The sequence below is a fragment of the Mesorhizobium sp. M0140 genome (genome assembly GCF_040322475.1).
Classification (GTDB): Bacteria; Pseudomonadota; Alphaproteobacteria; order Rhizobiales; family Rhizobiaceae; genus Mesorhizobium.
Window position 1 is genome coordinate 62,325 of the sequence record NZ_JAMYTM010000016.1, and the last position, 21,274, is coordinate 83,598.

General features: G+C 63.9%; 18 protein-coding genes. 9 read left to right on the top strand and 9 right to left on the bottom strand.

Going from position 1 to position 21,274, the window contains the following annotated elements; translation table 11 throughout:
• Positions 1-173 precede the first annotated feature (173 nt).
• From NKJ37_RS17640 to NKJ37_RS17650, 3 genes are all read left to right on the top strand, one after another.
• The gene (locus tag NKJ37_RS17640) at positions 174-1,613 is read left to right on the top strand and encodes an aldehyde dehydrogenase family protein (protein ID WP_352751718.1); all 1,440 of its coding nucleotides are present in this window, start codon (positions 174-176) and stop codon (positions 1,611-1,613) included.
• A gap of 91 nt (positions 1,614-1,704) precedes the next feature.
• Positions 1,705-2,280, top strand: a complete 576-nt coding sequence (locus tag NKJ37_RS17645; protein ID WP_352719537.1) for a DUF1349 domain-containing protein — start codon at positions 1,705-1,707, stop codon at positions 2,278-2,280.
• Positions 2,281-2,515: 235 nt separating this feature from the next.
• Positions 2,516-3,490 (top strand): hypothetical protein, encoded by a 975-nt coding sequence (locus tag NKJ37_RS17650; RefSeq protein ID WP_352439775.1) that lies wholly within the window; start codon positions 2,516-2,518, stop codon positions 3,488-3,490.
• A 100-nt stretch (positions 3,491-3,590) separates the two neighbouring features.
• Here NKJ37_RS17650 and NKJ37_RS17655 read toward each other — a convergent pair whose 3' ends face one another.
• The 5 genes from NKJ37_RS17655 to NKJ37_RS17675 all read right to left on the bottom strand — a co-directional run bounded on the left by NKJ37_RS17655 (position 3,591) and on the right by NKJ37_RS17675 (position 9,766).
• A complete protein-coding gene (locus NKJ37_RS17655; protein ID WP_032909249.1) occupies positions 3,591-4,760 on the bottom strand; it encodes a glycosyltransferase in 1,170 nt (389 codons plus the stop codon).
• Between the two features lie 225 nt (positions 4,761-4,985).
• Positions 4,986-6,518 (bottom strand): mercuric reductase, encoded by a 1,533-nt coding sequence (locus tag NKJ37_RS17660; RefSeq protein WP_023811556.1) that lies wholly within the window; start codon positions 6,516-6,518, stop codon positions 4,986-4,988.
• Complete coding sequence (locus tag NKJ37_RS17665) at positions 6,508-7,857, bottom strand: glucoamylase family protein (protein WP_352774518.1); 1,350 nt, start codon at positions 7,855-7,857, stop codon at positions 6,508-6,510. Before NKJ37_RS17665 ends, NKJ37_RS17660 begins: the two co-directional genes overlap by 11 nt.
• Before the next feature lie 212 nt (positions 7,858-8,069).
• Positions 8,070-8,822, bottom strand: a complete 753-nt coding sequence (locus NKJ37_RS17670; RefSeq protein ID WP_352551182.1) for an SDR family NAD(P)-dependent oxidoreductase — start codon at positions 8,820-8,822, stop codon at positions 8,070-8,072.
• Between the two features lie 134 nt (positions 8,823-8,956).
• Positions 8,957-9,766, bottom strand: a complete 810-nt coding sequence (locus tag NKJ37_RS17675) for an IclR family transcriptional regulator (RefSeq protein WP_023811559.1) — start codon at positions 9,764-9,766, stop codon at positions 8,957-8,959.
• A gap of 184 nt (positions 9,767-9,950) precedes the next feature.
• Between NKJ37_RS17675 and NKJ37_RS17680 the strand changes: the two genes are divergently transcribed.
• Genes NKJ37_RS17680 through NKJ37_RS17700 form a run of 5 tightly spaced genes read left to right on the top strand, consistent with a single transcriptional unit; the run spans position 9,951 to position 15,225 of the window.
• Complete coding sequence (locus tag NKJ37_RS17680) at positions 9,951-10,964, top strand: ABC transporter permease (RefSeq protein ID WP_023811560.1); 1,014 nt, start codon at positions 9,951-9,953, stop codon at positions 10,962-10,964.
• The gene (locus tag NKJ37_RS17685) at positions 10,964-11,806 is read left to right on the top strand and encodes an ABC transporter permease (RefSeq protein WP_352774488.1); all 843 of its coding nucleotides are present in this window, start codon (positions 10,964-10,966) and stop codon (positions 11,804-11,806) included. The genes NKJ37_RS17680 and NKJ37_RS17685 overlap by 1 nt, the downstream gene beginning before the upstream one ends.
• A 3-nt stretch (positions 11,807-11,809) precedes the next feature.
• Positions 11,810-12,886, top strand: a complete 1,077-nt coding sequence (locus NKJ37_RS17690) for an ABC transporter ATP-binding protein (RefSeq protein WP_352551177.1) — start codon at positions 11,810-11,812, stop codon at positions 12,884-12,886.
• Positions 12,883-13,914, top strand: coding sequence for an ABC transporter ATP-binding protein (locus NKJ37_RS17695; RefSeq protein ID WP_352774490.1), 1,032 nt, complete (start codon positions 12,883-12,885; stop codon positions 13,912-13,914). The genes NKJ37_RS17690 and NKJ37_RS17695 overlap by 4 nt, the downstream gene beginning before the upstream one ends.
• A 39-nt stretch (positions 13,915-13,953) precedes the next feature.
• The gene (locus NKJ37_RS17700; RefSeq protein WP_352551173.1) at positions 13,954-15,225 is read left to right on the top strand and encodes a CaiB/BaiF CoA transferase family protein; all 1,272 of its coding nucleotides are present in this window, start codon (positions 13,954-13,956) and stop codon (positions 15,223-15,225) included.
• 170 nt (positions 15,226-15,395) lie between these two features.
• Here NKJ37_RS17700 and NKJ37_RS17705 read toward each other — a convergent pair whose 3' ends face one another.
• A complete protein-coding gene (locus NKJ37_RS17705; RefSeq protein ID WP_352774491.1) occupies positions 15,396-16,034 on the bottom strand; it encodes a class II aldolase/adducin family protein in 639 nt (212 codons plus the stop codon).
• Positions 16,034-17,407 carry a 3-oxo-tetronate kinase gene (otnK, locus tag NKJ37_RS17710; protein ID WP_352774493.1) on the bottom strand — a complete coding sequence of 458 codons (1,374 nt, stop codon included), beginning with the start codon at positions 17,405-17,407 and terminating at the stop codon, positions 16,034-16,036. The genes NKJ37_RS17705 and otnK overlap by 1 nt, the downstream gene beginning before the upstream one ends.
• A gap of 146 nt (positions 17,408-17,553) precedes the next feature.
• On the opposite strand from otnK, the gene NKJ37_RS17715 reads away from it, so the two are divergent.
• Positions 17,554-18,291: a GntR family transcriptional regulator gene (locus NKJ37_RS17715; RefSeq protein ID WP_027039784.1), complete on the top strand. Its 738-nt coding sequence runs from the start codon at positions 17,554-17,556 to the stop codon at positions 18,289-18,291.
• 33 nt (positions 18,292-18,324) lie between these two features.
• On the opposite strand, the gene NKJ37_RS17720 is transcribed toward NKJ37_RS17715, so the two are convergent.
• The gene (locus tag NKJ37_RS17720) at positions 18,325-19,554 is read right to left on the bottom strand and encodes an aminotransferase class III-fold pyridoxal phosphate-dependent enzyme (protein ID WP_352439769.1); all 1,230 of its coding nucleotides are present in this window, start codon (positions 19,552-19,554) and stop codon (positions 18,325-18,327) included.
• A 118-nt stretch (positions 19,555-19,672) separates the two neighbouring features.
• Positions 19,673-21,235, bottom strand: coding sequence for an ABC transporter substrate-binding protein (locus tag NKJ37_RS17725; protein ID WP_352774520.1), 1,563 nt, complete (start codon positions 21,233-21,235; stop codon positions 19,673-19,675).
• Positions 21,236-21,274: the final 39 nt, after the last annotated feature.

The following is a 21,274-nucleotide window of genomic DNA, read 5'->3' on the forward strand; positions in this document are numbered from 1 at the left end:
TGTTGGCTGCATCGAGGCTCGATGGGGCATTGTCGTCGCCCGCCATCCGCGCGGCGCAAGCGGGGATTTTTGTCGCGGCTGCTGGTTCACTGTTTGCTTTCCCGCGAGGCAATTGTCTGGCAAATACCAGTTCAGACAGATGCCCGCGCGGCCAACAAGCAGGAACATACGATATGACGCTGTTTCGAAAGAACCTCATCGATGGCGAGTGGGTCGGCAACGCCGGTTCGCGCAACATCAACCCCTCGGATACCGGTGACATCGTCGGCGATTATGCCTCGGCGGGTGTCGAACAGGCCAAGCAGGCGATCGCCGCGGCCAAGGCAGCGTTCCCGGCTTGGTCCCGCTCCGGTCCGCTGGCGCGTCACGCGGTGTTGAAAAAGGCCTCCGACGAGATTCTGGCGCGCAAGGACGAGATTGGCCGCAACCTGGCGCGTGAGGAAGGCAAGACGCTGGCAGAAGGCATCGGCGAGACCATTCGCGCCGCCCAGATATTCGATTTCTTTGCCGGCGAAACGTTGCGTTTGACCGGAGAGGTCATGCCGAGCGTGCGGCCGGGCGTCGGCGTGGAGATGACGCGCGAGGCGGTCGGCGTGGTTGGCATCATCACGCCGTGGAATTTTCCGATCGCCATTCCGGCCTGGAAGATCGCTCCGGCGCTGACACACGGCAACACCGTCGTCTTCAAGCCGGCTGAACTGGTTCCCGAGAGCGCCTGGACCATCGTCGACATCCTGCATCGCGCCGGCCTGCCAAAGGGCGTGCTCAATCTCGTCATGGGCAAGGGCTCGGTCGTCGGTCAGGCGATGCTCGACAGTCCCGACGTCAACGCCATCAGCTTCACCGGCTCGGTCGGTACCGGCAAGCGCGTTGCCGCGGCAAGCATCGAACACATGCGCAAGTTCCAGCTTGAAATGGGCGGCAAGAACCCACTGGTCGTGCTCGACGATGCCGATCTTGCGATCGCCGTCGATTGCGCGCTCAATGGCGCCTTCTTCTCGACCGGCCAGCGCTGCACCGCGTCGTCCAGGCTGATCGTGACTGAGGCCATCCATGACCGTTTCGTCGATGCCCTCAAGGATCGCATGAGCAAACTGGTCATCGGCGATGCGCTCGACGCGCAGACCCAGATCGGTCCTGTCGTCGACGCGACGCAGCTGAAGCAGGACGAGGACTATATCGCCATCGGCGTCAGGGAAGGTGCCACGCTCGCCTTCGGCGGCGAGCGGCTCGACCGCAAGACGCCAGGCTTCTATCTGCAGCCGGCATTGCTGACCGAGGCCACCAATGCCATGCGCAGTTCGCGCGAGGAGATTTTCGGACCTGTCGCCAGCGTCATTCGCGTCAAGGACTATGACGAGGCGCTTTCCGTCGCCAACGACACGCCCTTCGGCTTGACCTCCGGCATCTGCACCTCGAGCCTCAAGCATGCCACGCACTTCAAGCGCAATTCGGAGGCCGGAATGGTGATGGTCAACCTGCCGACGGCGGGTGTCGATTTCCATGTTCCCTTCGGCGGCCGCAAGGGTTCGAGCTATGGGCCGCGCGAGCAGGGCCACTATGCGGCGGAGTTCTACACCACGGTGAAGACGGCCTATACGTTCGCAGGCTGATCGGCCGTCGACCGATCAGCCTGACTGATCGGTCACTGCCGATCATGCCGGCAACACCGCCATGCACATCTGGATTGGACGGCGCGAAAGGATGACAGTGCAAGATCTGATCTGGCTTAACCCGCCGCCGCACCATTCTATCGACGGCGACAGCGTTCGTGTGCGCACCGGTAAGGAGACCGATTTCTGGCGCGAGACCTTCTACGGTTTCTGGCGCGACAACGGCCACTTCCTGCACCGGCCGGTCGAAGGCGATTTCAGCGCCGAAGTCACGGTCAAAGGCGACTACGAAGTCCTCTATGATCAGGCCGGGCTGATGGTCCGGCTCAGCGAAACGCACTGGATCAAGGCCGGTATCGAGTACACCGACGGCCTTGCCTATTTCTCCGTTGTCGTCACCAACGACACGTCAGACTGGTCGCTGGTCGCCATTCATGCCGATCCGAACGGCGTCAGGATCCGGTTCACCCGTCACGCCGAGGCGATCCGCGTCCAGTACCTCGATGCTTCCGACGGCCACTGGAAGCCTGTGCGGCTTGCCTATTTCCCGACCTCGAAGACGGTCGATATCGGCATGATGTGCTGTTCGCCGCAACGCGAGGGCTTTGAGGTAACGTTCTCCGATTTCTCCCTCGGTCCGCCGATATCGCGGGAATTGCACGATTGAGATGTGCGGTCTTGCGCTGAACCGCAAGCACTTCGACCTTTGCCGCGATCAAGTCTGTAGACCGCCGCGTGCCTCTGTCCGTGCCGGGAGTTGGTCGCGGCACTGCAGCCGGCGAGATCGTCAGCCAGTTGCGACGCCGCCAGACGGCTCGAAATTTTTAGCCCGGGTTCGGCTCAAGGCGAATATGCCAGGCAGTACGTTGCAACGCTATTGGCATCCGCGCTAGGAGTTGCCGATGGGCAGGTTTCGAAGGGCTGTCAAAAGAGTCGTCTATTCCAGGGCGCTAAGGTTTCTTGACGTTCCGCCCGTGCTGTGGTCGCAGGGCATCGGGCATTTCTGCGATTTCGCCGGGCCGCGCTGGTATCGCAACGCGCCAACTGCATCGACGCAGAGCGAGGCATTTTTCCGCCAACATTACAGCGGCGCGCATGGCATCGTCTGGCTGCGCCTGAGCACCTTGTCCAGGGATGCGCAAACCTGCGACCTCGACACGTTCGTCAGGATCGTGCTGCCGACGATCACGGCACCGTTCACGCTGCTGACGACCGACGGAGATGCTTCGGTGCCGTCGGATCTGGCGAAGGACACCGTCGACCAACTTCTCGCCAACCCTTTCCTGGTCTCTTGGTACAGCCAGAATTGTGACGGCACTCACCCCAGAGTGAAGCCTTTCCCGATCGGGCTCGATCTTCACACGCCTCGGTCCCTTGCCACGCCGGCAGGGCTTGTGAAGCAACTGGAAATCATACGCGCCCGGCAGGATCATGTGGACCGCCGCCCGCCCAGGCTGTTCTCTGATTTCAGCATCAGCAATGGCTCGAGGCAGCGCCGGGAACTGCTTGATGCCCTGGGCGGATGTCCGCATGTCGATTTCCTGACGAAACGGGTCTCCCAGCGCTCGATCTGGCAACTATACTCGCAATACCCGCTCGTGCTGTCCACCGAAGGCAATGGCCTGGACTGCCATAGGACATGGGAGCTGTTTTATCTCGGCTGCATCGTCGTCACCAGGACCTCGCCGCTCGACCCGCTCTACCAGGGCCTGCCTGTCATTATCGTCGACGACTGGCATGAGGTGAGGGACCCCGATGCGCCGAGACGCTGGATAGAGCAGGTCGCGCATCTGACCGACCGGGGCCATGTTTGGGGACGCTTGCATCCGCAAACCTATCTCGGCCCCATTCGGCAAGAGCTTCAGCACGCATCCTGATAGGGCAGACCACGAAATTCCGGCTGGACGTGGTGCGAAGCGGGGCTCCTGCAAGCGATGTGGAACGATGTGGCTCCTCCATATCTGGTGGAGGGACGGATCATGTGCCAGCCTCGTCCAGCCCCAGCCCGCCGCGGACAGCATTGCGGATGGCTTCTGGGCCGAACCTTGCCCAAACCGCTTGATGCGCGCGGATGCGCTGCCGTGCCCTGCGGTCGGCATCCAGGCAGAGTCCGACAGCCATTCCGGCAAGCCCTTCATCGGTATCCGACAGCAGCAGCTCCTCCCCGTCGACCAGATCCAGGCCCTCGGCCGCCAGAGGCGTGGCGATCACCGGCACGCCCCACGCCATCGCCTCCAAAATCTTGATGCGGGTGCCGCCGCCTGCCGCAAGCGGGATGATGGTGAGATGCGCTCTCGAAAGAAGCGGCGCCATGTCTTCGGGGTCTTCGACAAGCTCCACGCCCCGCAATCCTGCCAGCGCTTGCACGGCCGTTGTCGGGTTGCGCCCAGCGAGAATCAATGTCGCGGTCGGCAAGGCCAGTCGGATGCGCGTAAGTATGGAGCCGGCTAATCTCTGGACGGCGTCGACGTTTGGCGGATAGCCGAGATGGCCGACGAACAGGATCACCGGAAAGCTTTCGCCGGATCCGGGCTCGGCGGGCAGCGTTTCGGGGCTGTGCCCGGCGTGCGGAATTCCGTTTGGAACGACATCGATCGGCAACTTATGCCGGGAAAGCGCCATCAACCGCTCTCGATCCTGGCTCGAGCAGACCCAGACCCGGTCGACAAGGGCAATCGCTTTTCTCTCGAGACGCCTGATGCCCGCGCTGATCGTCGCCACCGCAGGCCGCTTCACATCGACGTGCCGCAACTGCCCCGCCAAGTCGGACTCGACGTTGTGCATGTCGAGGATGAGATGTTTCGTCAATGCCCGCAAAGGCCGCAGCAGCTTGAACAGGCCGATGCCCTCGATCAGCACCGTATCGGGGCGGAAGTCCCGAACCAGTGCCTCCAGCCGCGTCAAGGCGACGCGCGAGATGCGACGCTCCGCCCTTATGCGCCACCACCCGATCGAAGCGGAGCGGGCCTCTCCCTTGATCGACAAGGCTTCGGTGCGGATCGACGGATCGGTTGTTTCCGTCGCCTGCGGCAGCACAGACACCAGGCAGACCGGGCCGAATTGCGCAGCAGACTCAGCATTGCGGTAGTTCCGCAAATCCGCGCCGGAGATCGGCGGAAAGGCCGGATCGTGGGACACAACCAGCACACGTCGCCCGGCTTTCGCCGCGGAGGCAGCGTCGAGCGGTTGTGCGTCCGCGGGTTTCAAAGCGGACGCTCTGGGCTTTGCGCCGGAGGCTTCATTCCAGACGACATGCGCGACGGCCCCAAAACCACAACAATCGGCTTCGACTTGTTCAGCCGAACGCCGCTTTCGTCAAGCGCCGCATCGTCGCTGAATGTCAGATGCACCAGCTGCGCGCCCTGCCGAATGTCACCATCGCCTGGACCACGCCAACCAGCGGCCCGCCAGATGCTTCCATGATGAGGTGAGCCTTGTCCGCCGATAGGCGTCACCGGCCATCTTGATGCCTTGCGCCTGCGTCGGGAATGGATGGATGACGTCGGCCAGCGCCCGCAATCTCATGCCCGATTTGATCGCCAGCGACACCGCATTGATCATCTCGCCGGCATGGCTGGCGACGACCGTGGCGCCCAGGATGCGGTCGGACCCCTCCCTGACGTGGATTTTGACAAAACCCTCCTCCTCGCCGTCCATCACCGCACGGGCGACATCGTGCATCAGCACCGTATAGGTCTTGACCGGAATGCCGCTCTGGCGCGCCTCCGCCGGATAGAGGCCGACATGGGCGATCTCCGGATCGGTATAGGTGCACCACGGAATGACCAGTTCGCTCAGTTTCCTGCGTCCGAGAAACAGGGCATTGCGCACGACCATGCGGGCTGTCGCCTCGGCGGTATGGGTGAATTTGTAGGCGAGGCAGACGTCGCCCGCCGCATAGATGCGTGGATTGGCGGTTCGGAGATAATCGTCCACCTTGATGCCGTCGGCATCATATGCCACCCCGGCGTTCTCCAGGTCGAGACCGTCGACATTGGGCGATCGGCCGATGCCGGTGATGATCTCGTCGACGGAAATCGTTGTCGTGATGTCGTCGCACACCAGGTCGGCGAGCTTCTTGCCGCCTTCCGTTCGTACCGCCACCACCTCGGTGTTGAGGCGAACCTCGACACCTTCGCGCGCCAGCGCGTCCGAAAGAATTTGGGCGGCATCGCGTTCCTCACCGGGCAGGAACATCGGTTCGCGCTGCGCCTGGATGACCTTCGCGCCCAGCAGGCAGAAGGCCTGCGCCGCTTCGCAACCGAGTGGTCCGCCGCCGATGACCAGAAGCCGCTTCGGGCACTCCGTGAGATCGAACATGGTCTCGTTGCTGAGATAGCCGGCGTCGGCAAGCCCCGAGATCGTCGGCAGCCTCGGGCGCGCGCCTGTCGCGATCAGCGCCTTTCTGAAACGCAAGGTTTGTCCGGCGACCGTGACAGCGTCCCTTCCGGAAAACCGCGCTTCACCGAAATAAAGGTCGATGCCTTCGGCAATCAGGCTATCGGCGGCATCGGCGCGGCTGATCCGCTGCCGGATCTGCCGCATCCGCGTCATGGCGCGCTGAAAGTTGACGTGAAGACGGTCCGGCATGTCGCCGCCGAAATTCTCGGCGTCGCGCATGTCGGCATAAAGCCTTGCGGTGCGGATGATCGACTTCGACGGGATGCAGCCGACATTGACGCAAGTTCCGCCGATCAGGTTGCGCTCGATGAGCGCGACCTTTGCGCCGAGGCCGGCCGCTTCGTAGGCGGCGGTCAGTCCAGCCGGTCCGGCACCGATGACGACGAGGTTGTAGGGACCGTCCGGCTGCGGGTTCTTCCGGTGCGGCGGATGGGCGCCCTTGATCAGCTCAATGTCGTTGTGATCGACAGGAAAGGCGGCAGCCCTGGTCCGGTCACGCGACATCGCCGCCACCCGACGCCGGGCTTGCCGGCTGAGACAGCCAGCCGCCATTGAATCCGGCCTTGCGCAAGCCGTTGCGGATGTGTTGATTTGACCGCATCAGTCTCCAGATCAACCCTGACCGATGGTTCTCGATCATCATCACCACGATGCCTTGATCCAGCCCATAGTGGCCTTCCGACACCCAGCCGTGCCTCCCGAATTTACGTCGGTTCGCCAATGTCGGATTGAAACCGCTCGGCAGTCGGAAATTGTCGATCACCTCGGGGTAGCGATCACCGAGATGGCGCAACGCCGCCAGGCAGATCTCCGGGGCGAAAGGCAGTGATGCCGGATAGGACCAAGGCGCGATCGTCCCGTCATCGGGCCCGAACGGCGCGCCGCGCGCGGCATAGCCGGAAAACCGCCGGCGCTGTCGCTCCACGCTGGTGCGAAAACCGCCTGGCCCGTCGCCCGCCGAAAGACCCCAAAGGTTCTCGTCGTAGCCGCCATAGCCGTAAGGGTTGTGGCGTGCATAGTCGCGATGCAGATAGGTCGAGCGGCGGCTGTTTTCGAAATAGTCCGAGTTCTTCTCGCGCATGAAGGCGTCGCGGATGCCGGCGAAATCGATCCAGGCATGCGAGAACTGGTGCATGAACAGCGGACCGCCATACAGCACGTCGTAGCCGTAAATGTTCTCCCACTGATAGGTCGCCGTCCAGCCCTCGTAGCTGTTGTCCGAGGTCGGGCTGTCGGGCGAGGCCATCGACAGGACGTAGAGGATCGTGGCTTCGTTGTAGCCCTCCCAGCCATAGTGGAGAAAGCCGCTCCTCGGCTTCCAGCCTTGTCGCAAGGTCGGGCTTGAGCCTTGTGCCCACCGCCAGTCGGCGCGCCGGTAGAGCGCCTCGGCCAGTTGGCGGATTTCGGCTTCCTCGTCATCATCACCGGAGAAATAGGCGCCCGCCACCAGCATGCCCGATATCAGCAATGCCGTATCCACCATCGACAGTTCGCAGCGCCAGACGCGCAGGCCGGTCCGCATGTCGAGGAAATGGTAGTAGAAACCCTTGTGGCCGGTGACCTCCTCGCCATTGCCTTGCGAGCCGGCCGAGAAGAAACGCAACGCGGCCAGCGTCAGCTTCGCGGCGGCATCGCGCGCCATCCAGCCGCGCTCGACGCCGACCGGATAGCTGGACAGCGCGAAGCCGACGACAGCGATGCTGGCCGGCGAATTCGGCCGCGAGGTGTCGGCGACCAATCCGTTTTCGGGGTTCACGTTCTCGAGGAAATAGTCGAAGGCGGCGCGCTGATAGCGGTCCAGAAGCTCGTCGTCGGACAGCGCGCAAGGCTCGGCCCTAAGCAAAAGAAGCAAGCTCCCGTCGGATGGCTGCAGCGTCCGTCAACCGCCAACCAGTTGCCCCGCGCCGGCAGGTCATCACGCATGCTGAACTGTCATGCCGCGTCATAGCTTTCCCGCATAGCTTTGTTGCGTCAACGTCGATTCGACGTCTGGGACTATACGCCCCTACGCTCCAGTTCGTTGCGTCGTCACGCGGAATTGAGATGCGTCCTGCCTCAGTAGGTGGCGCGGCCGCCGGAAACGTCGAATACGGCGGCGGTCGTGAACGAACACTCTTCCGAGGCGATCCAGCAGATCAGCGCCGCCACCTCGTCGACCTCGCCGAAGCGCGCCATCGGTATCTTGGACAGCATGAAGTCGATGTGCTCCTGGCTCATCTGCCTGAAGATCGCGGTGCGCACGGCCGCCGGTGTGACGCAATTGACCGTCACCTTGGTCTTGGCCAACTCCTTGCCGAGCGACTTGGTCAGGCCGATCACCGCGGCCTTCGAGGTGCTGTAGGCCGAAGCGTTGGGATTGCCTTCCTTGCCGGCGATCGAAGCGATGTTGACGATGCGGCCATAGTTGCGCTCGAGCATGTGCGGGACAAGCGCCTTGTTGCAATAGAAGACGCCATTGATGTTGATGTCGATGACCTTCTGCCAATCTTCGACCGAGTAATTCCAGGTCGTCATGTTGGGTCCGGTGATCGCCGCACTGGTGACCAGGATGTCGACACCGCCAAGCGCTTCGATCGCCGACTGTTTGGCGCGTTCCACGCCGGCCGCATTGGCGACGTCAATGGCAACACCGTGGAGGCCGGGAAGGGTAGTCCTGGCCTGTTCGATCTGAGCAGGATCGCGATCCCAGACTGAAACCCGTCCGCCCTCTTCGACAATCCTCTGAGCCACTGCCAGACCGATGCCCGATGCGCCGCCGGTGATCACCGCCGCTCGACCGCTGAACCGTCCTGCAAAATTCATCGGCATCTGATTCTCCCCCCGTCACCTGAACCCGATGGACGCCAACCACGCGCGACCGCCATACCATCGACGGCGACTGTGCGGTCACGATCAGGCAAGTTCAAGCCGGCATGCGAGTCCGATCGTCTGGGCCAATCCCGTTACCCGGGACTCCCCTCGAGCTCTCTGCCCAGCGCCTTCACCATCGCCACCAGCGCCGGTCCGATCTCGGCATGCGCGCGCTCTTCCGTGATGATCTCGCCGATGCCGCCGCAGGTGATGGCAACCAGCGGCGAGCCGTCACTCGGACGGAACGGCACGCCGACTGCATGGATGTAGCTGTGCCAGGCGCCGAACGACGTCACATAGCCCTTGTCGGCATACTGGGCGATCGCATCGTCGATCGCCGCCGCGATCATCGCCGCCCTGTCCGGCTCGGCCTCCTGCAAAGCCCCCACAAGGCTGGCACGCTCCTCGGATGAAAGTGCCGCCGCATAGGCCAGCCCCATCGATGTCTTCCAGATCGGCAGATAGGAGCCCGGGTTGAGGCGCAGCGTGACAAGGCTCTCCGACCGGCAGTTGGCGAGATAGACCATGTTGAGGCTGTCGCGGGTGCCGAGCGCCACCGCCGCCCCCGTCAAATCGGCCAGCGGCTGCATCAGCGGCCGGGCGACGTGGACAACCGCACTGGAACTCAGTGCCGAATAACCCAGCGCCACGGTGGCTGGTCCCAGGCTGTAGCGGCCAAGGTCCTTGTCGTAGAGGAGATAGCCGAGCGCGCTTAGCGTATAGGTGATGCGCGAAACCGTGGCCTTGGGCAGGCCGGTGCGGGCAATGATGTCCTGATTGCCGAGTGAGGCATCGCCCGGGCGGAAAGCGCGCAGGATGCCGAGCCCGCGCACCAGCGACGACGAAAGCTGCGCGCCTTCGACTTCAAGCTCCGTCTCGTCCCTGGTGGCTCGCTTGCGCACGCTGAGGTCTTTCTGGCGTCGTCGTCCGCCTGTCGGGCCGGTGTCGCCGGCGTTGTATCAAAAATGAAATTAAATTCCATTTATATTGACAGGCGCTTTCCCCCACTGTCAATATGCTTCCCTCGATGGCATCTCCAAGCGCCCTGTGCCATCTTACGAAGCCCCTCCTTGTGAAGGTAGCCACGTGTCTCGCTATATTTTGCGCCGGCTTATCGCCATGCCGTTTCTGGTGCTCGGCATCGTCACCATTGCCTTCCTGATCACCACGGTGACCAAGGGCGATCCGCTGACCGCGATTGTCGCCGAACAGCAGATGAGCAACCCCGAAGTGGTGGCCGCCGCCAAGGCGCGCTGGGGTCTCGATCGTCCTTTGCCGGAACGCTATATGATATATCTTGGGAATCTGCTGAGCGGCGATCTTGGCACCTCGTTCATCACCAAGCGCAATGTCGGCACCGACATTCTCTACCGCTTGCCGGCAACGCTCGAACTGGTTTTCGCTGCGATGATCTTCGGCACCACGCTCGGCATTGTGCTTGGTGTGCTGGCCGCCTATTTCCGCAACAGCCTGATTGACCATGGCGCGCGGCTGTTCGCCTTGTTCGGCTCTTCGCTGCCGGTGTTCTGGTCGGGGCTCGGCCTGTTGTTCATCTTCTCCGTCATGCTGAACTGGCTGCCGGGGCCGGGCAGGGTCGATGCCCGCCTGGCATTACCGCCCGGTATCACCGGTTTCCTGACCATCGACTCGTTGCTGGCCGGCGACTGGACGGTGTTTAAGGATGCGCTCTGGCACCTGCTTCTGCCGGCCTTCGTGCTCGGCTGGACGGTTTCCGGCACCATATCGCGGCTGGTGCGCGCCAACATGCTGGATGTGATGAGCCGCGAGTTCGTGCTCACCGCGCGCGCCAAGGGGGCCAGCGAATTCCGCGTCGTCATTGTCCACGCGCTGCGCAACACCATGGTGCCGACCTTGACCGTCATCGGCTACTCCTTCGCCTATCTGATCACCGGCGCGGTGCTGACCGAGACCATCTTTTCCTGGCCGGGCATGGGTTCCTATGCCGTCGAGGCGGCGCGCGCGCTCGACTTCCCGGCAATCATCGGCGTTACCATCGTCGGCGGCCTCGCCTTCCTGGTCACCAATCTCATCACCGACATACTCTATGTCGTGGCCAATCCGCGCGTGAGATTGAGCTGATGTCGGCGGTCGAAACCAGATCCCGTTCCACCGCTGTTCCCGAATGGCTGACCGCGCCTTTGGTCATCGGCACGATCGTCATCCTGTTTTGGCTGTTCATGACCGTGTTCGCCAATCTGGTCGTGCAGTTCGATCCGCTCGAAATGGTGGCGCGCCGGCTGCAGCCGCCGAGCTGGGCGCACTGGCTGGGCACCGACGCACTCGGGCGCGATGTGCTGGCCCGCACTCTGCACGGGGCCGCGCATTCGCTGCCTATCGCGGTACTGGTCGTCGTCTCCGCTGTGATCATCGGCTCGCTGCTCGGCGCCATTTCCGGCTTCGTCGGCGGCCTGACCGGCGCGGCGATTATGCGGCTTGTCGACGTCACTCTGTCCTTTCCGCCGATGCTGCTGGCCATGGCCGTCGCGGCGTCGCTCGGCCCCGGCCTCGGCAATGCCGCCATCGCCATGGTGCTGGTCTGGTGGCCGGTCTACGCCCGGCTGATGCGGGCGCAGGTGCTGGAGGTGAAGGAGCGCGAGCATGTCGAGGCGGCGATCGCTGCCGGCGCCAGGCCTCGACGCGTGCTGTTCACGCACATATTGCCGCTTTGCTGGACCCCGGTGCTGATCAGCGCGACCATGGATCTCGGCCAGGTCGTGCTGCTTGCCGCGTCGCTCAGCTTCATCGGGCTCGGCGCCACGCCGCCGACGCCTGAATGGGGGTCGATGATCTCCGATGGCGCCGTCCATTTCTACCAATGGTGGATCGCCTTCGGTCCCGGCGTCGCCATCCTCACCATCGTGCTCGGCTTCAACTTCATCGGCGACGGCTTGCGCGACATTCTCGATCCAAGGTCGGATTAAGCGATGAGCGCACAGATATCTTCAGCGCCACCGGGCGCAGTCGACAAGGCGGGCAGAGGTGAGCCGCTGCTGTCCATACGCGGCCTGCGGGTAGGCTTCCGACGGGCAGGCGATCAGTTCGAAGCGGTGCGCGGCATCGACCTCGACGTCGCCAAGGGCGAAGTGGTCGGCATTGTCGGGGAGTCCGGCTCGGGCAAGTCCGTTGGCATGCTCGCCGCGCTCGGCCTGACGTCGAAGAATGCGGTGGTCACCGGTTCGGTCCGCTTCAACGGCGACGAACTGGTCGGCAAATCGTCACGCGAAATGCGCAAGATCAGGGGCGCGCGGATAGCCATGATTTTTCAGGACCCGCTGTCCTCGCTAAACCCGGTGATGACTGTCGGCGCCCAGATCGCCGAGGCGGTCAGGCTGCATCAGCGCGTCACCCGCAAACAGGCCATGGCGCGCGCGGTGGAATTGCTCAATCTGGTGGCGATCCCGCAGCCGGAGCGCCGGGTGAACCAGTATCCGCATGAATTCTCCGGCGGCATGCGCCAGCGCGCGGTCATAGCCATGGCCGTCGCCAACGATCCCGATTTGCTAATCGCCGACGAACCGACCACGGCGCTCGATGTCACGGTGCAGGCGCAGATCCTGTCGGTGCTGCGTTCGCTGCAGGAGCGGCTCGGCCTTGGCCTGGTGCTGATTACCCATGATCTCGGCGTCGTCGCCGGTCATGCCGACCGCGTCGCGGTCGTCTATTCCGGCCGCGTCGTCGAACAGGCTGGCGTGTCCGAGCTGTTCGCCGACCCGCGCCATCCCTACACGCGCGGCCTCATTGCCTCGATCCCCAACCTCGAGGAAAGCCGCGAGCGGCTGTTCTCGATCGACGGTTCGCCGCCCGCACTTGGCCGCTTGCCGGGCGGCTGCGCCTTCCATCCGCGCTGCATCTATGCCGAGGCACGCTGCCGGACCGAGGATCCGCCTTTGCACGATATTGGCGGCCGGTTCTCGGCCTGCCATTTCGCGACGACCTTGCCGCCCTTCCACAGCGCTGCGCTGGTGGCGGCCAGCCTGGACAATGGAAGCGTGAGCCCATGAGCGCAGCGGAGCAAATTCAAGTCGAAACCAAGCCGGCGGCAGCGCTTTCGGTACGCCATCTCGTCAAGGACTTTCCGGTTCGCGGCGGCCTCGTCTTCGACTGTGCCGTTGCCCATGTCCGTGCGGTCGCTGATGTCTCGTTCGACGTAGCCCCCGGCGAAACGCTGGGCCTCGTCGGTGAATCCGGTTGCGGCAAGTCGACCCTCGGGCGCTGCCTGATGCGGCTGATCGAGCCGACCAGCGGCGAAAGCTGGTTCCGGGGCCAGAACCTGCTCGCGCTCAATCACGAAGACATGCGCCTGATGCGGCGCTACATCCAGCTGGTCTTCCAGGATCCGTACGGGTCGCTGCATCCGCGCATGCGCATCGCCGACAACATCGCCGAGCCGCTGCGCATGAGCGACATGTCGGCGGCCGACCGCCGCGTGCGCGTCGCCGAACTGCTCGAACTCGTCCGGCTCAATCCCGATCACGGCAAGCGCTATCCGCACGAGCTGTCCGGCGGCCAGCGCCAGCGTGTGGTCATCGCCCGCGCGCTGGCCCTCAACCCGCAAGTGGTGATCCTCGACGAACCGGTTTCGGCGCTCGACGTTTCGGTGCAGGCTGGCGTGCTCAATTTGCTTAGGGATATTCAGCAATCCTTCGGCACCTCCTATCTGTTCATCGCCCATGATCTGTCCGTCGTGCGCCACATCTCGCACCAGGTCGCGGTGATGTATCTCGGCAAGATCGTCGAGATCGCGCCCGCGGCCGAGCTCTATTCCAGTGCGCTGCATCCCTACACGCAGGCGCTGCTGTCGGCGGTGCCGCTCGCCAATCCCGAGAAGGAGCGCAGGCGCGAGCGCATCGTGCTGACCGGTGACGTGCCGAGCCCGCTCAACCCGCCGTCAGGCTGCCGCTTCCGCACGCGCTGCTTCAAGGCGCAGGCGATCTGCGCTGCCGTCGAACCGCCGCTCGATCCGCCTGGCGGTTCGCATCGGGTCGCCTGTCATTTCCCGGAGCCGGTCAACACTTTAAAGGCTGTCTGACCGGTCCTCACGATTGCTGTACCCACGAAGGATATTATCGTGACTGAAGCCCAAACTGACGATGCCAGCACGGCGGGCCGTGGGCGCCTGCCGCTCGAAGGCATCAAGGTTCTCGATCTTTCGCGCGTGCTGGCCGGTCCGTGGGCGACGATGAGCTTGGCCGATCTCGGCGCCGAAGTCTGGAAGATCGAGAACATCGACGGCGGCGATGACACCAGGGCGTGGTCGGTGCCGAGCTACAAGGGTGTCTCGACCTACTATCTCTGCGCCAATCGCGGCAAGCAGAGCATCGCGCTCGACATGAAGAGCCCGCAGGGGCTGGCCATCGTGCGCGAGCTGGCGGCGAAGGCCGACATCGTCGTCGAGAATTTCCGCTCCGGCACCGCCGATCGCCTTGGCGTTGGTTTCAAGGAGCTCAGTGCCTCAAACCCACGGCTGATCTATTGCTCGATCTCCGGTTACGGCCAGACCGGCCCCGATGCCGGACGGCCCGGCTATGATTTCGTTATGCAGGCCGAAAGCGGCCTGATGGCCATCACTGGCGAGAGCAATGGCGAGCCGATGCGTGTCGGCGTCGCCATCACCGACATCGTCTGCGGCATGGTCGCCACGCAGTCGATCCTGGCAGCGCTTTTCGAGCGAACGACGACCGGCAAGGGGCAGTTCCTCGACCTGTCGCTGATCGACTGCGCGCTCAGCCTGCTGATCAATGTCGGCAGCGGTTATCTCAACACCGGCCGAGAGGTCGCCCGATACGGCAATGCCCATCCGACGGTCGTTCCCTATCAGATATTCGAAGCCTCCGATGGCAGCTTTGCGCTGGCGGTCGGCAATGACCGCCAGTTCGCGGCGCTGTGCGAGAAGGTCGTTGATCTGCCACATCTGGCTGGGGATGCGCGCTTCATCAAGGCAGGGGCGCGCGCCACCAACCGCGAGGCGCTGATCCCGCACCTCACCGCCGTCTTCAAGACCAAGCCGCGTGATCACTGGATGTCGGCCTGTGCCGCCGCCAGCGTGCCGGCCGGCACGGTAAAATCGATACCGGAAGTCTTCGATAGTCCCAATGTGCGCGAACGTGGCCTCGTTCAGACCTTGCCGCATCCGCATCTCGGTTCCGTCGCCATGGTGCGCCCGGCGCAGGGACTTGCCGCGCAGTTGACCGCCGACTTCACCGCGCCACCGATGCTGGGCCAGGACACAGCTGCCGTGCTGGCCGACGTGCTCGGCTACAGCGCCGAGACCATCTACCAGTTGGTCGGCACTGGGGCTGTCAGCGTCTATGCGCCTGCCGCCGAACCGATCCCCGCCTGATCTTTCACGGAGCGTGACAGCCCTCGTCGCATTTGTGGGGTCGACTGAGTGGTTCTCTACTTCAAGAGCGCGAAGAGCCGTTCCTTGTTTTGGCGCTATTCCCAAGGGAAAGCGCTATGCGGTTTTCCCGGGAAAACCGCTTCACACTTTTCCTGGAATTGCTCGGCCGGTTATTTCTGCTGGCCGTAGCTCTTGTAGCGCCCGCGAATGGCGGCGAGTTCGTTGCCCTCGATGAGCACCGGCGTGCCGGCGCTGCGCGCCAGCAGATATTGCCGCGCCAAGGTTTCGAGCTTGATGGTGCGGATGAGCGCCATGTCGAGATCGCCGCCGAAAGCGATCATGCCATGATTGGCGAGCAGGCAGGCCGACCTGTCCTTGAGCGCGACGACGGCAACCTTGGCCAGGTCGCTTGACGCGAACAGCGCATAGTCCGAACAGCGCACATCATCGCCACCGAAACCCGCGACCATGTAATGGAACAGCGGCAGTCCCTCGCGCAGGCACGATAGCGCCACGCAATGGTCGGGATGGGCATGGACGACGGCGCCGGCCTCGGGAAAGGCCTTGTAGATCTCGGCGTGCATTTCCCATTCGCTCGATGGCCTGAACGCACCGTCCCAGGCTCCATCGAGCTGCATCGCCACCATCTTCTCCGGCCGCAAGGCGCTCGTGGCTATTCCCGTCGGCGTGATCAGCATGCCGGCTGTCGTGCGCACGCTGATGTTTCCGGTGGTGCCGACATTCATCCCACTAGCGTCCAGCGTCTGCGTCGCGGTGATCAGGCTGGCGCGTGCAGTCTCGGTATCCATCACGATGCCTTTCCTGTGGTTGGCCGCATGACAGGTTTTGCCGGTGGCCATATATCGATCGCCGGCGCGACGGTGGTCGCCCGTGTCATGTCTTGCAGGACGTCGGCGAAAATATCCGGGCCGCCGAGCTTTCCCGATTTCAGCATCAGCGCCAGCGGATCGGATGGCAGGTCGGGGAGGTGGGCGATGGCGCGCGACAGTCCCGGGCCCTCATAGGCGCCCATGGCGATCCGGTCGATGCCGAGCGCCTTGACCACCGAACCGGCTGTCTCGCCGCCGGCGACGACGAGCCGGCGGACGCCGAGTTCACGCACCAGAATCTGTGCAATCCCGGCCAGGATCTCTTCCGCCCTTGCTGCCACCACATCGCGGCCGTGCGCCTGCTGCAGCGCTTCGACCGTCGCTTGCGGCGCGGTCGTGGCAATGGCGATCATCGCACCGGGCAAATGCCGCTCGGCAAAGGCACGCGCTTCGGCCATGATATCGGCGCCGGCAAAGGCGCTGGCAAGGTCGATCGTCAGCAGTGGATTGTTGCGCGCAAAACGCTCGAGCTGTTCGATGGTGCGGTCGGCGACGCTGCCGGCCAGCACCGCTGCCGGCCCTTCGACGGCCGGCAGGCTGGCGGCAACGAGATCGCCTGAATTCAGCAGCCCATGCGTGAGCCAGGCCGGCGGCAGATGCGCGGCGACCGAGGAATTGCCGGTCATCAGCGGCAGGTCGAAGGTCGCTTCCGCGGTCGCAACCAGGTCGCGCTCGCGGATCGTGTCGGTGATCAGCAGCGTCTCGCCGCCCGCGCTGTGCTCTCGTATGGCGTTGCGGATGGCCTCCGCCCCGGCATCGACGACGAGATAGGGCACCAGCCCGACCTTGCCCTTGCTCTGCGCCTGCAGCACGCGAACCAGATTGGAATCGGTCATCGGCGTCAGCGGATCGAAGCGCTTGGGCGATTCACCCAGCAATTGGGCGCCGCCGAACATGTGTCCCTGATAGACGGTGCGGCCGGTCTCACACAGCGCCGGGGCGAACAGCGTGACGCCGCCGCCAAGCCGCTCGAGCAGCGCCTCGGCGCAAGGACCGATGTTGCCGGCATGTGTCGAATCGAAAGTGGCGCAATATTTGAAGAAGATCTGCCGGGCACCAGCTTCAAGCAGCCGGTCCGCCGCCTCCAGAACCTGGCGCACCGCATCGCTGGCCGCGATGACGCGTGTCTTGAGCAGGATCACATGGGCAAGATTGCCTGGTGGGATCGGCGCACTCAGTCCGACCGTGCATCCCGTTGGAATGCCGCGCGCCACCAGCATCGACGCCAGCTCGGTGCCGCCGGTCAGATCGTCGGCTATGGCGCCGAACAGGAGTGAAGGCGTCGCGGTCATGCGCCCCGTCTCATATCCGTCTGCACCATGGCTGCCCGTCTCACAGTTGCCTGTCTCATGTCGGTGGTCAGGCCATCCGTGGTATCATATACACAGCCCATGCGACGCAGGCGACGCCTGCGCCACTGCAAGAACGGAGAGCGGATGTGACTGCTTCTATCGCGCCGATCGCGCGCGACAATCTGACGACGCGCGTCTACGAGGAGCTTCGCCGCGCCATGATGGAAGGCCGTTTCTGGCCGGGCCATCGCTTCAAGATCCGCGACCTCGCCGCCAGCCTTCAGGTTTCCGAAACGCCGGTGCGCGAGGCACTGATGCAGCTGGTGCGCGAAAAAGGCCTGGAGATGGAGGCCGGTCGTTCGATCACCGTCGCCCAGTTGTCGCTGGCCCAATATCTGGAACTGCGGAGCATAAGATTGCATCTCGAAGGCATGGCCGGTGCCGCGGCAACGACGCGCATCGAGCCGCGCGAAATCGACCGTCTGGCTGCGGTGCATGAGAAACTGATTGCCAACGAGGACAATGGCCATTGGTTCGAAGCCGTCCGCGACAATTGGGAATTCCACCACTCTATCTACGAGGCGGCGCAAATGCCGGAGCTGCTGGCCATCATCGAGGGCATCTGGCTGCGCAACGGTCCGCTGGTGAACTATCAGTACCCGCACGCGAGGCCGACCTATGACGGCCGCCACCGGCATCTCGACATCCTCGACGCGCTGCGCGCGCGCGACGAGAACGGCGTGCGCAAGGGCATTCAGCAGGACATGATCGAAGGCGGCCGCCTGTTGGTCAAGGTGCTCGAGCGGCTGAACGACGGTGCGGTCACGCCCGAGGAACTGCGCCGCGCGGCGCAGAACGGCCGACTGGTGTCGGCCGCCGGCTGAACGAACTTTTTCTCCGAACCGCATCGGCGCCGGTCACGCCACCTGCGCCGCGGCAGCCATGCCCGCATCGGCAGCCTGCAGGGCGAGATCTATGTCTTTTGCGGTGTGCGCGGCGCTCAGGAACATGTTGTGCCGGGGATGGAAATAGGCGCCTTCGCGCAAGGCGGCCGAGCAGAAGGCATTGGCCAGCTTGAACTCGGCATCGCAATCGAAAAGCACCATCGGCATCGACACCGGGCCGGTCTGGCGAAGCGACAGGCCATGCTTCCTGGCAGCCGCATCGAGGCCTGAGCGCAGCCTGTCGCCGGCTTCAGTCATGCGGGCAATCGCGTCGGTGTCGCGCAGCGTGTTGATGGTGGCGATCGCGGCGGCCATGGCGACGGCGCCGTACCAGAACGAACCCGTCACATAGACCTTGGTCGCGGCCTCGCGGAACCGGTCGGTGCCGGTGATCGCGGCAAGCGGGTAGCCATTGGCGATCGCCTTGGAGAAGGCGGACAGGTCCGGCCGTACGCCGAGTGGCTCCCAGCTGCCGGCGAGGTCGATGCGGAACCCGGCCCTGACATCATCGACGATCAGCGCCGCATCGGCGGCGGTGGTGAGTTCGCGCGCCCGTCTGGCGAAGGCGGCGGTCGGCAATTCCTGGTCGCGGGCGATGTCGTGCCGGAAGGCGGTCACTACGACCGCCGCAAGATCATCCCCGGCCTGCTCGACGGCTGCCTCCAGGCTGGCAACGTCATTGTAGTCGAAATGGATCAGATGGGCGCGGTCTTCGGCGGTGACGCCGGCGAGCGAAGGCGTGCACCACGGCACGGCGCCGTGATAAGAGCCGCGCGCGACCAGCACCTTGCGTCGGCCGGTGCCGGCGCGCGCGATCGTCACGCAGGCCGTGGTGGCGTCGGTGCCGTTCTTCTGCAGCATCGCCCAGTCGGCATGCGCGACGGTCTTGACCAGCAACTCCGCCAGTTCGACCAGCACTTCGCCGGGGCCGTTCATAGCGTCGCCGAGGCGACGCTGCCGCTCGGCTGCTGCCTCGACCGCCTGATGATGGTGGCCGAGGATGTTGGGACCCCAACTGCACATCAGGTCGATGTATTCGCGCCCATCGACGTCCCAGACCCGGCAGCCGTCGGCACGCTCGAAGAACTGCGGATAGGCGGAGCCGAGATAGCGCGTCGCCATGTGTCCCCACATGCCGCCCGGAATGACCGAGGCCGCACGCTCGCGCAGCAGCTGGTCCTTGGAGTTGATCAGGGAAGGCATAACGAGGTCTCCACGCGTTGATATATCATATATTGGTTTTGGTGCTGGAAGAACAAGATTGCTGATCGTCCAGAATGAAGAAGCGGGAGACGGCTGGCCGCCTCCCGCATCTTTTCGCTCAGTGGCTGAGTTCCGCCAGCGGCAGGTTGCAGCAGGCGCTGTAGCGCACGCCCTTGACGTCCGACTTGTAGGCCAGGATCAGGTTCGGGCTGATCAGCGGCAGGATGATCCTGTCCTTGATCATTTCTTCGCCGGCCTGGTGCCACAGCTTGGCGGCCTCGTCGCCGCTTGCCGCAAGGGCTGCCTTGTAGATATCCGCTTCCTTCGGATTGAGCACCGACGGATCGCGCTCCGCGCCGGCGCGGCGTGACCACGGGCTGCCCTTGGTCATGGCGAAATAGTCGATGTATTGCGACGTGCCGTAAAAGTCCGGCGCGTAGAACACCGCCGTCATCGGAATGCCGTCGCCATTGACGCGTTCGCGCCAATTGGCGAAGGGGATCGGCTGCAGGTCGAGCTTGATGTTGATCTTGGCCAGATCTTGCTGGACCTTCTGCATCAACAGCGAGAGATCGACGCCGTAGACGTTCATGCCGGGAAACGCCGCTTCCATCTCGAAGCCGTCGGCATGGCCGGCCTTGGCCAGAAGTTCCTTTGCCTTGGCGACGTCATAGGGCTGCGCCTCGAAGCCCGAACCGCCGGGGAAGCCAAGCGGGATCGGCGCGCTGATCAGCTGGCCCTCGGAGCCGATGGTGAAATCGAGGATGCTCGGACGGTCGAGACCGAGCGAAATGGCCTCGCGCACTTCGGGCGTCAGCGGAACCTTGTTGGCCTTGGCGCCGGGCGACAGCGCCACATAGATGAAATTGTAGGACGGCACGGTCTCGATTTTCACGTCGCTGCCGGTCATCGTCTTGGCCGTGTCCGGATCGATCTGCATGGCGATGTCGGCGGTGCCGCTCTGCAGCATCTGCGCCTGCGCCACCGCATCCTTGGTCTGGCGGATGACGACCTCGCTCAGCGCCGGCGCCGTGCGCCAGTACTTGTCGTTGCGCGCCAGCCGCAGTTCCGAATTGGGCTCATAGGATTTCAGCACGAACGGTGCGCTGCCGGCCGAATGCGCCAGGAACCAGGCCTCGGCATTGTCTGTCGTCGAGGCGTCCGCATCGGCCTTGGCGCCGGCTTCGGAAGCAACCTTGCTGTTGACGACCGCCGCGTAGGGTGCTGCCGCGATGTTGAGGAATTCGGAGCTCGGCGCGACCATCTTGACGACGACCGTATGCGCGTCCGGGGTCTCGATCGAGGCGACATTGTCCATCAGGAACGAGGCGCTGCCCTTGAGGTTCTTCAGCCGCTCCCAGGACCATTTCACGTCCTTGGCTTCGACCGGCGAACCGTCCGAGAATTTGGCGGCCGGGTCGAGTGTGAAGGTGAAGCTGCTCTGGTCGGCATTGCCTTCCCACTTCGAGGCGAGCAGTGGGATCAGCTTGTTGTCCTTGTCGAGCGTCAGCAGGGATTCATAGACGCTGGAATTGTAGATCTGGCAGGTGTCGCAGAAGGCGCGGTGCGGGTCGAGCGAGTTGAGGTCGATGTTGCGTGCGATGACCAGCGGCTTGCTGTCCTGCGCGAAGGTGGCCGGTGCCCAGAAGGCGCTGGTGGCCAGCAGCACGGCTGCCAGCATCGTCGCTCTGGTCTTGCTTCTCGGTAGGATGGTCATGTC

What these genes read in the sequence shown, in the direction of transcription:
- NKJ37_RS17640 (WP_352751718.1), top strand. Translation starts at nt 174, where the DNA reads ATGACGCTGTTTCGAAAGAACCTCATCGATGGCGAGTGGGTCGGCAAC.
- NKJ37_RS17645 (WP_352719537.1), top strand. Translation starts at nt 1,705, where the DNA reads ATGACAGTGCAAGATCTGATCTGGCTTAACCCGCCGCCGCACCATTCT.
- NKJ37_RS17650 (WP_352439775.1), top strand. Translation starts at nt 2,516, where the DNA reads ATGGGCAGGTTTCGAAGGGCTGTCAAAAGAGTCGTCTATTCCAGGGCG.
- NKJ37_RS17660 (WP_023811556.1), bottom strand. Translation starts at nt 6,518, where the DNA reads ATGTCGCGTGACCGGACCAGGGCTGCCGCCTTTCCTGTCGATCACAAC.
- NKJ37_RS17670 (WP_352551182.1), bottom strand. Translation starts at nt 8,822, where the DNA reads ATGCCGATGAATTTTGCAGGACGGTTCAGCGGTCGAGCGGCGGTGATC.
- NKJ37_RS17685 (WP_352774488.1), top strand. Translation starts at nt 10,964, where the DNA reads ATGTCGGCGGTCGAAACCAGATCCCGTTCCACCGCTGTTCCCGAATGG.
- NKJ37_RS17690 (WP_352551177.1), top strand. Translation starts at nt 11,810, where the DNA reads ATGAGCGCACAGATATCTTCAGCGCCACCGGGCGCAGTCGACAAGGCG.
- NKJ37_RS17695 (WP_352774490.1), top strand. Translation starts at nt 12,883, where the DNA reads ATGAGCGCAGCGGAGCAAATTCAAGTCGAAACCAAGCCGGCGGCAGCG.
- NKJ37_RS17705 (WP_352774491.1), bottom strand. Translation starts at nt 16,034, where the DNA reads ATGGATACCGAGACTGCACGCGCCAGCCTGATCACCGCGACGCAGACG.
- otnK (WP_352774493.1), bottom strand. Translation starts at nt 17,407, where the DNA reads ATGACCGCGACGCCTTCACTCCTGTTCGGCGCCATAGCCGACGATCTG.
- NKJ37_RS17720 (WP_352439769.1), bottom strand. Translation starts at nt 19,554, where the DNA reads ATGCCTTCCCTGATCAACTCCAAGGACCAGCTGCTGCGCGAGCGTGCG.
- NKJ37_RS17725 (WP_352774520.1), bottom strand. Translation starts at nt 21,235, where the DNA reads ATGCTGGCAGCCGTGCTGCTGGCCACCAGCGCCTTCTGGGCACCGGCC.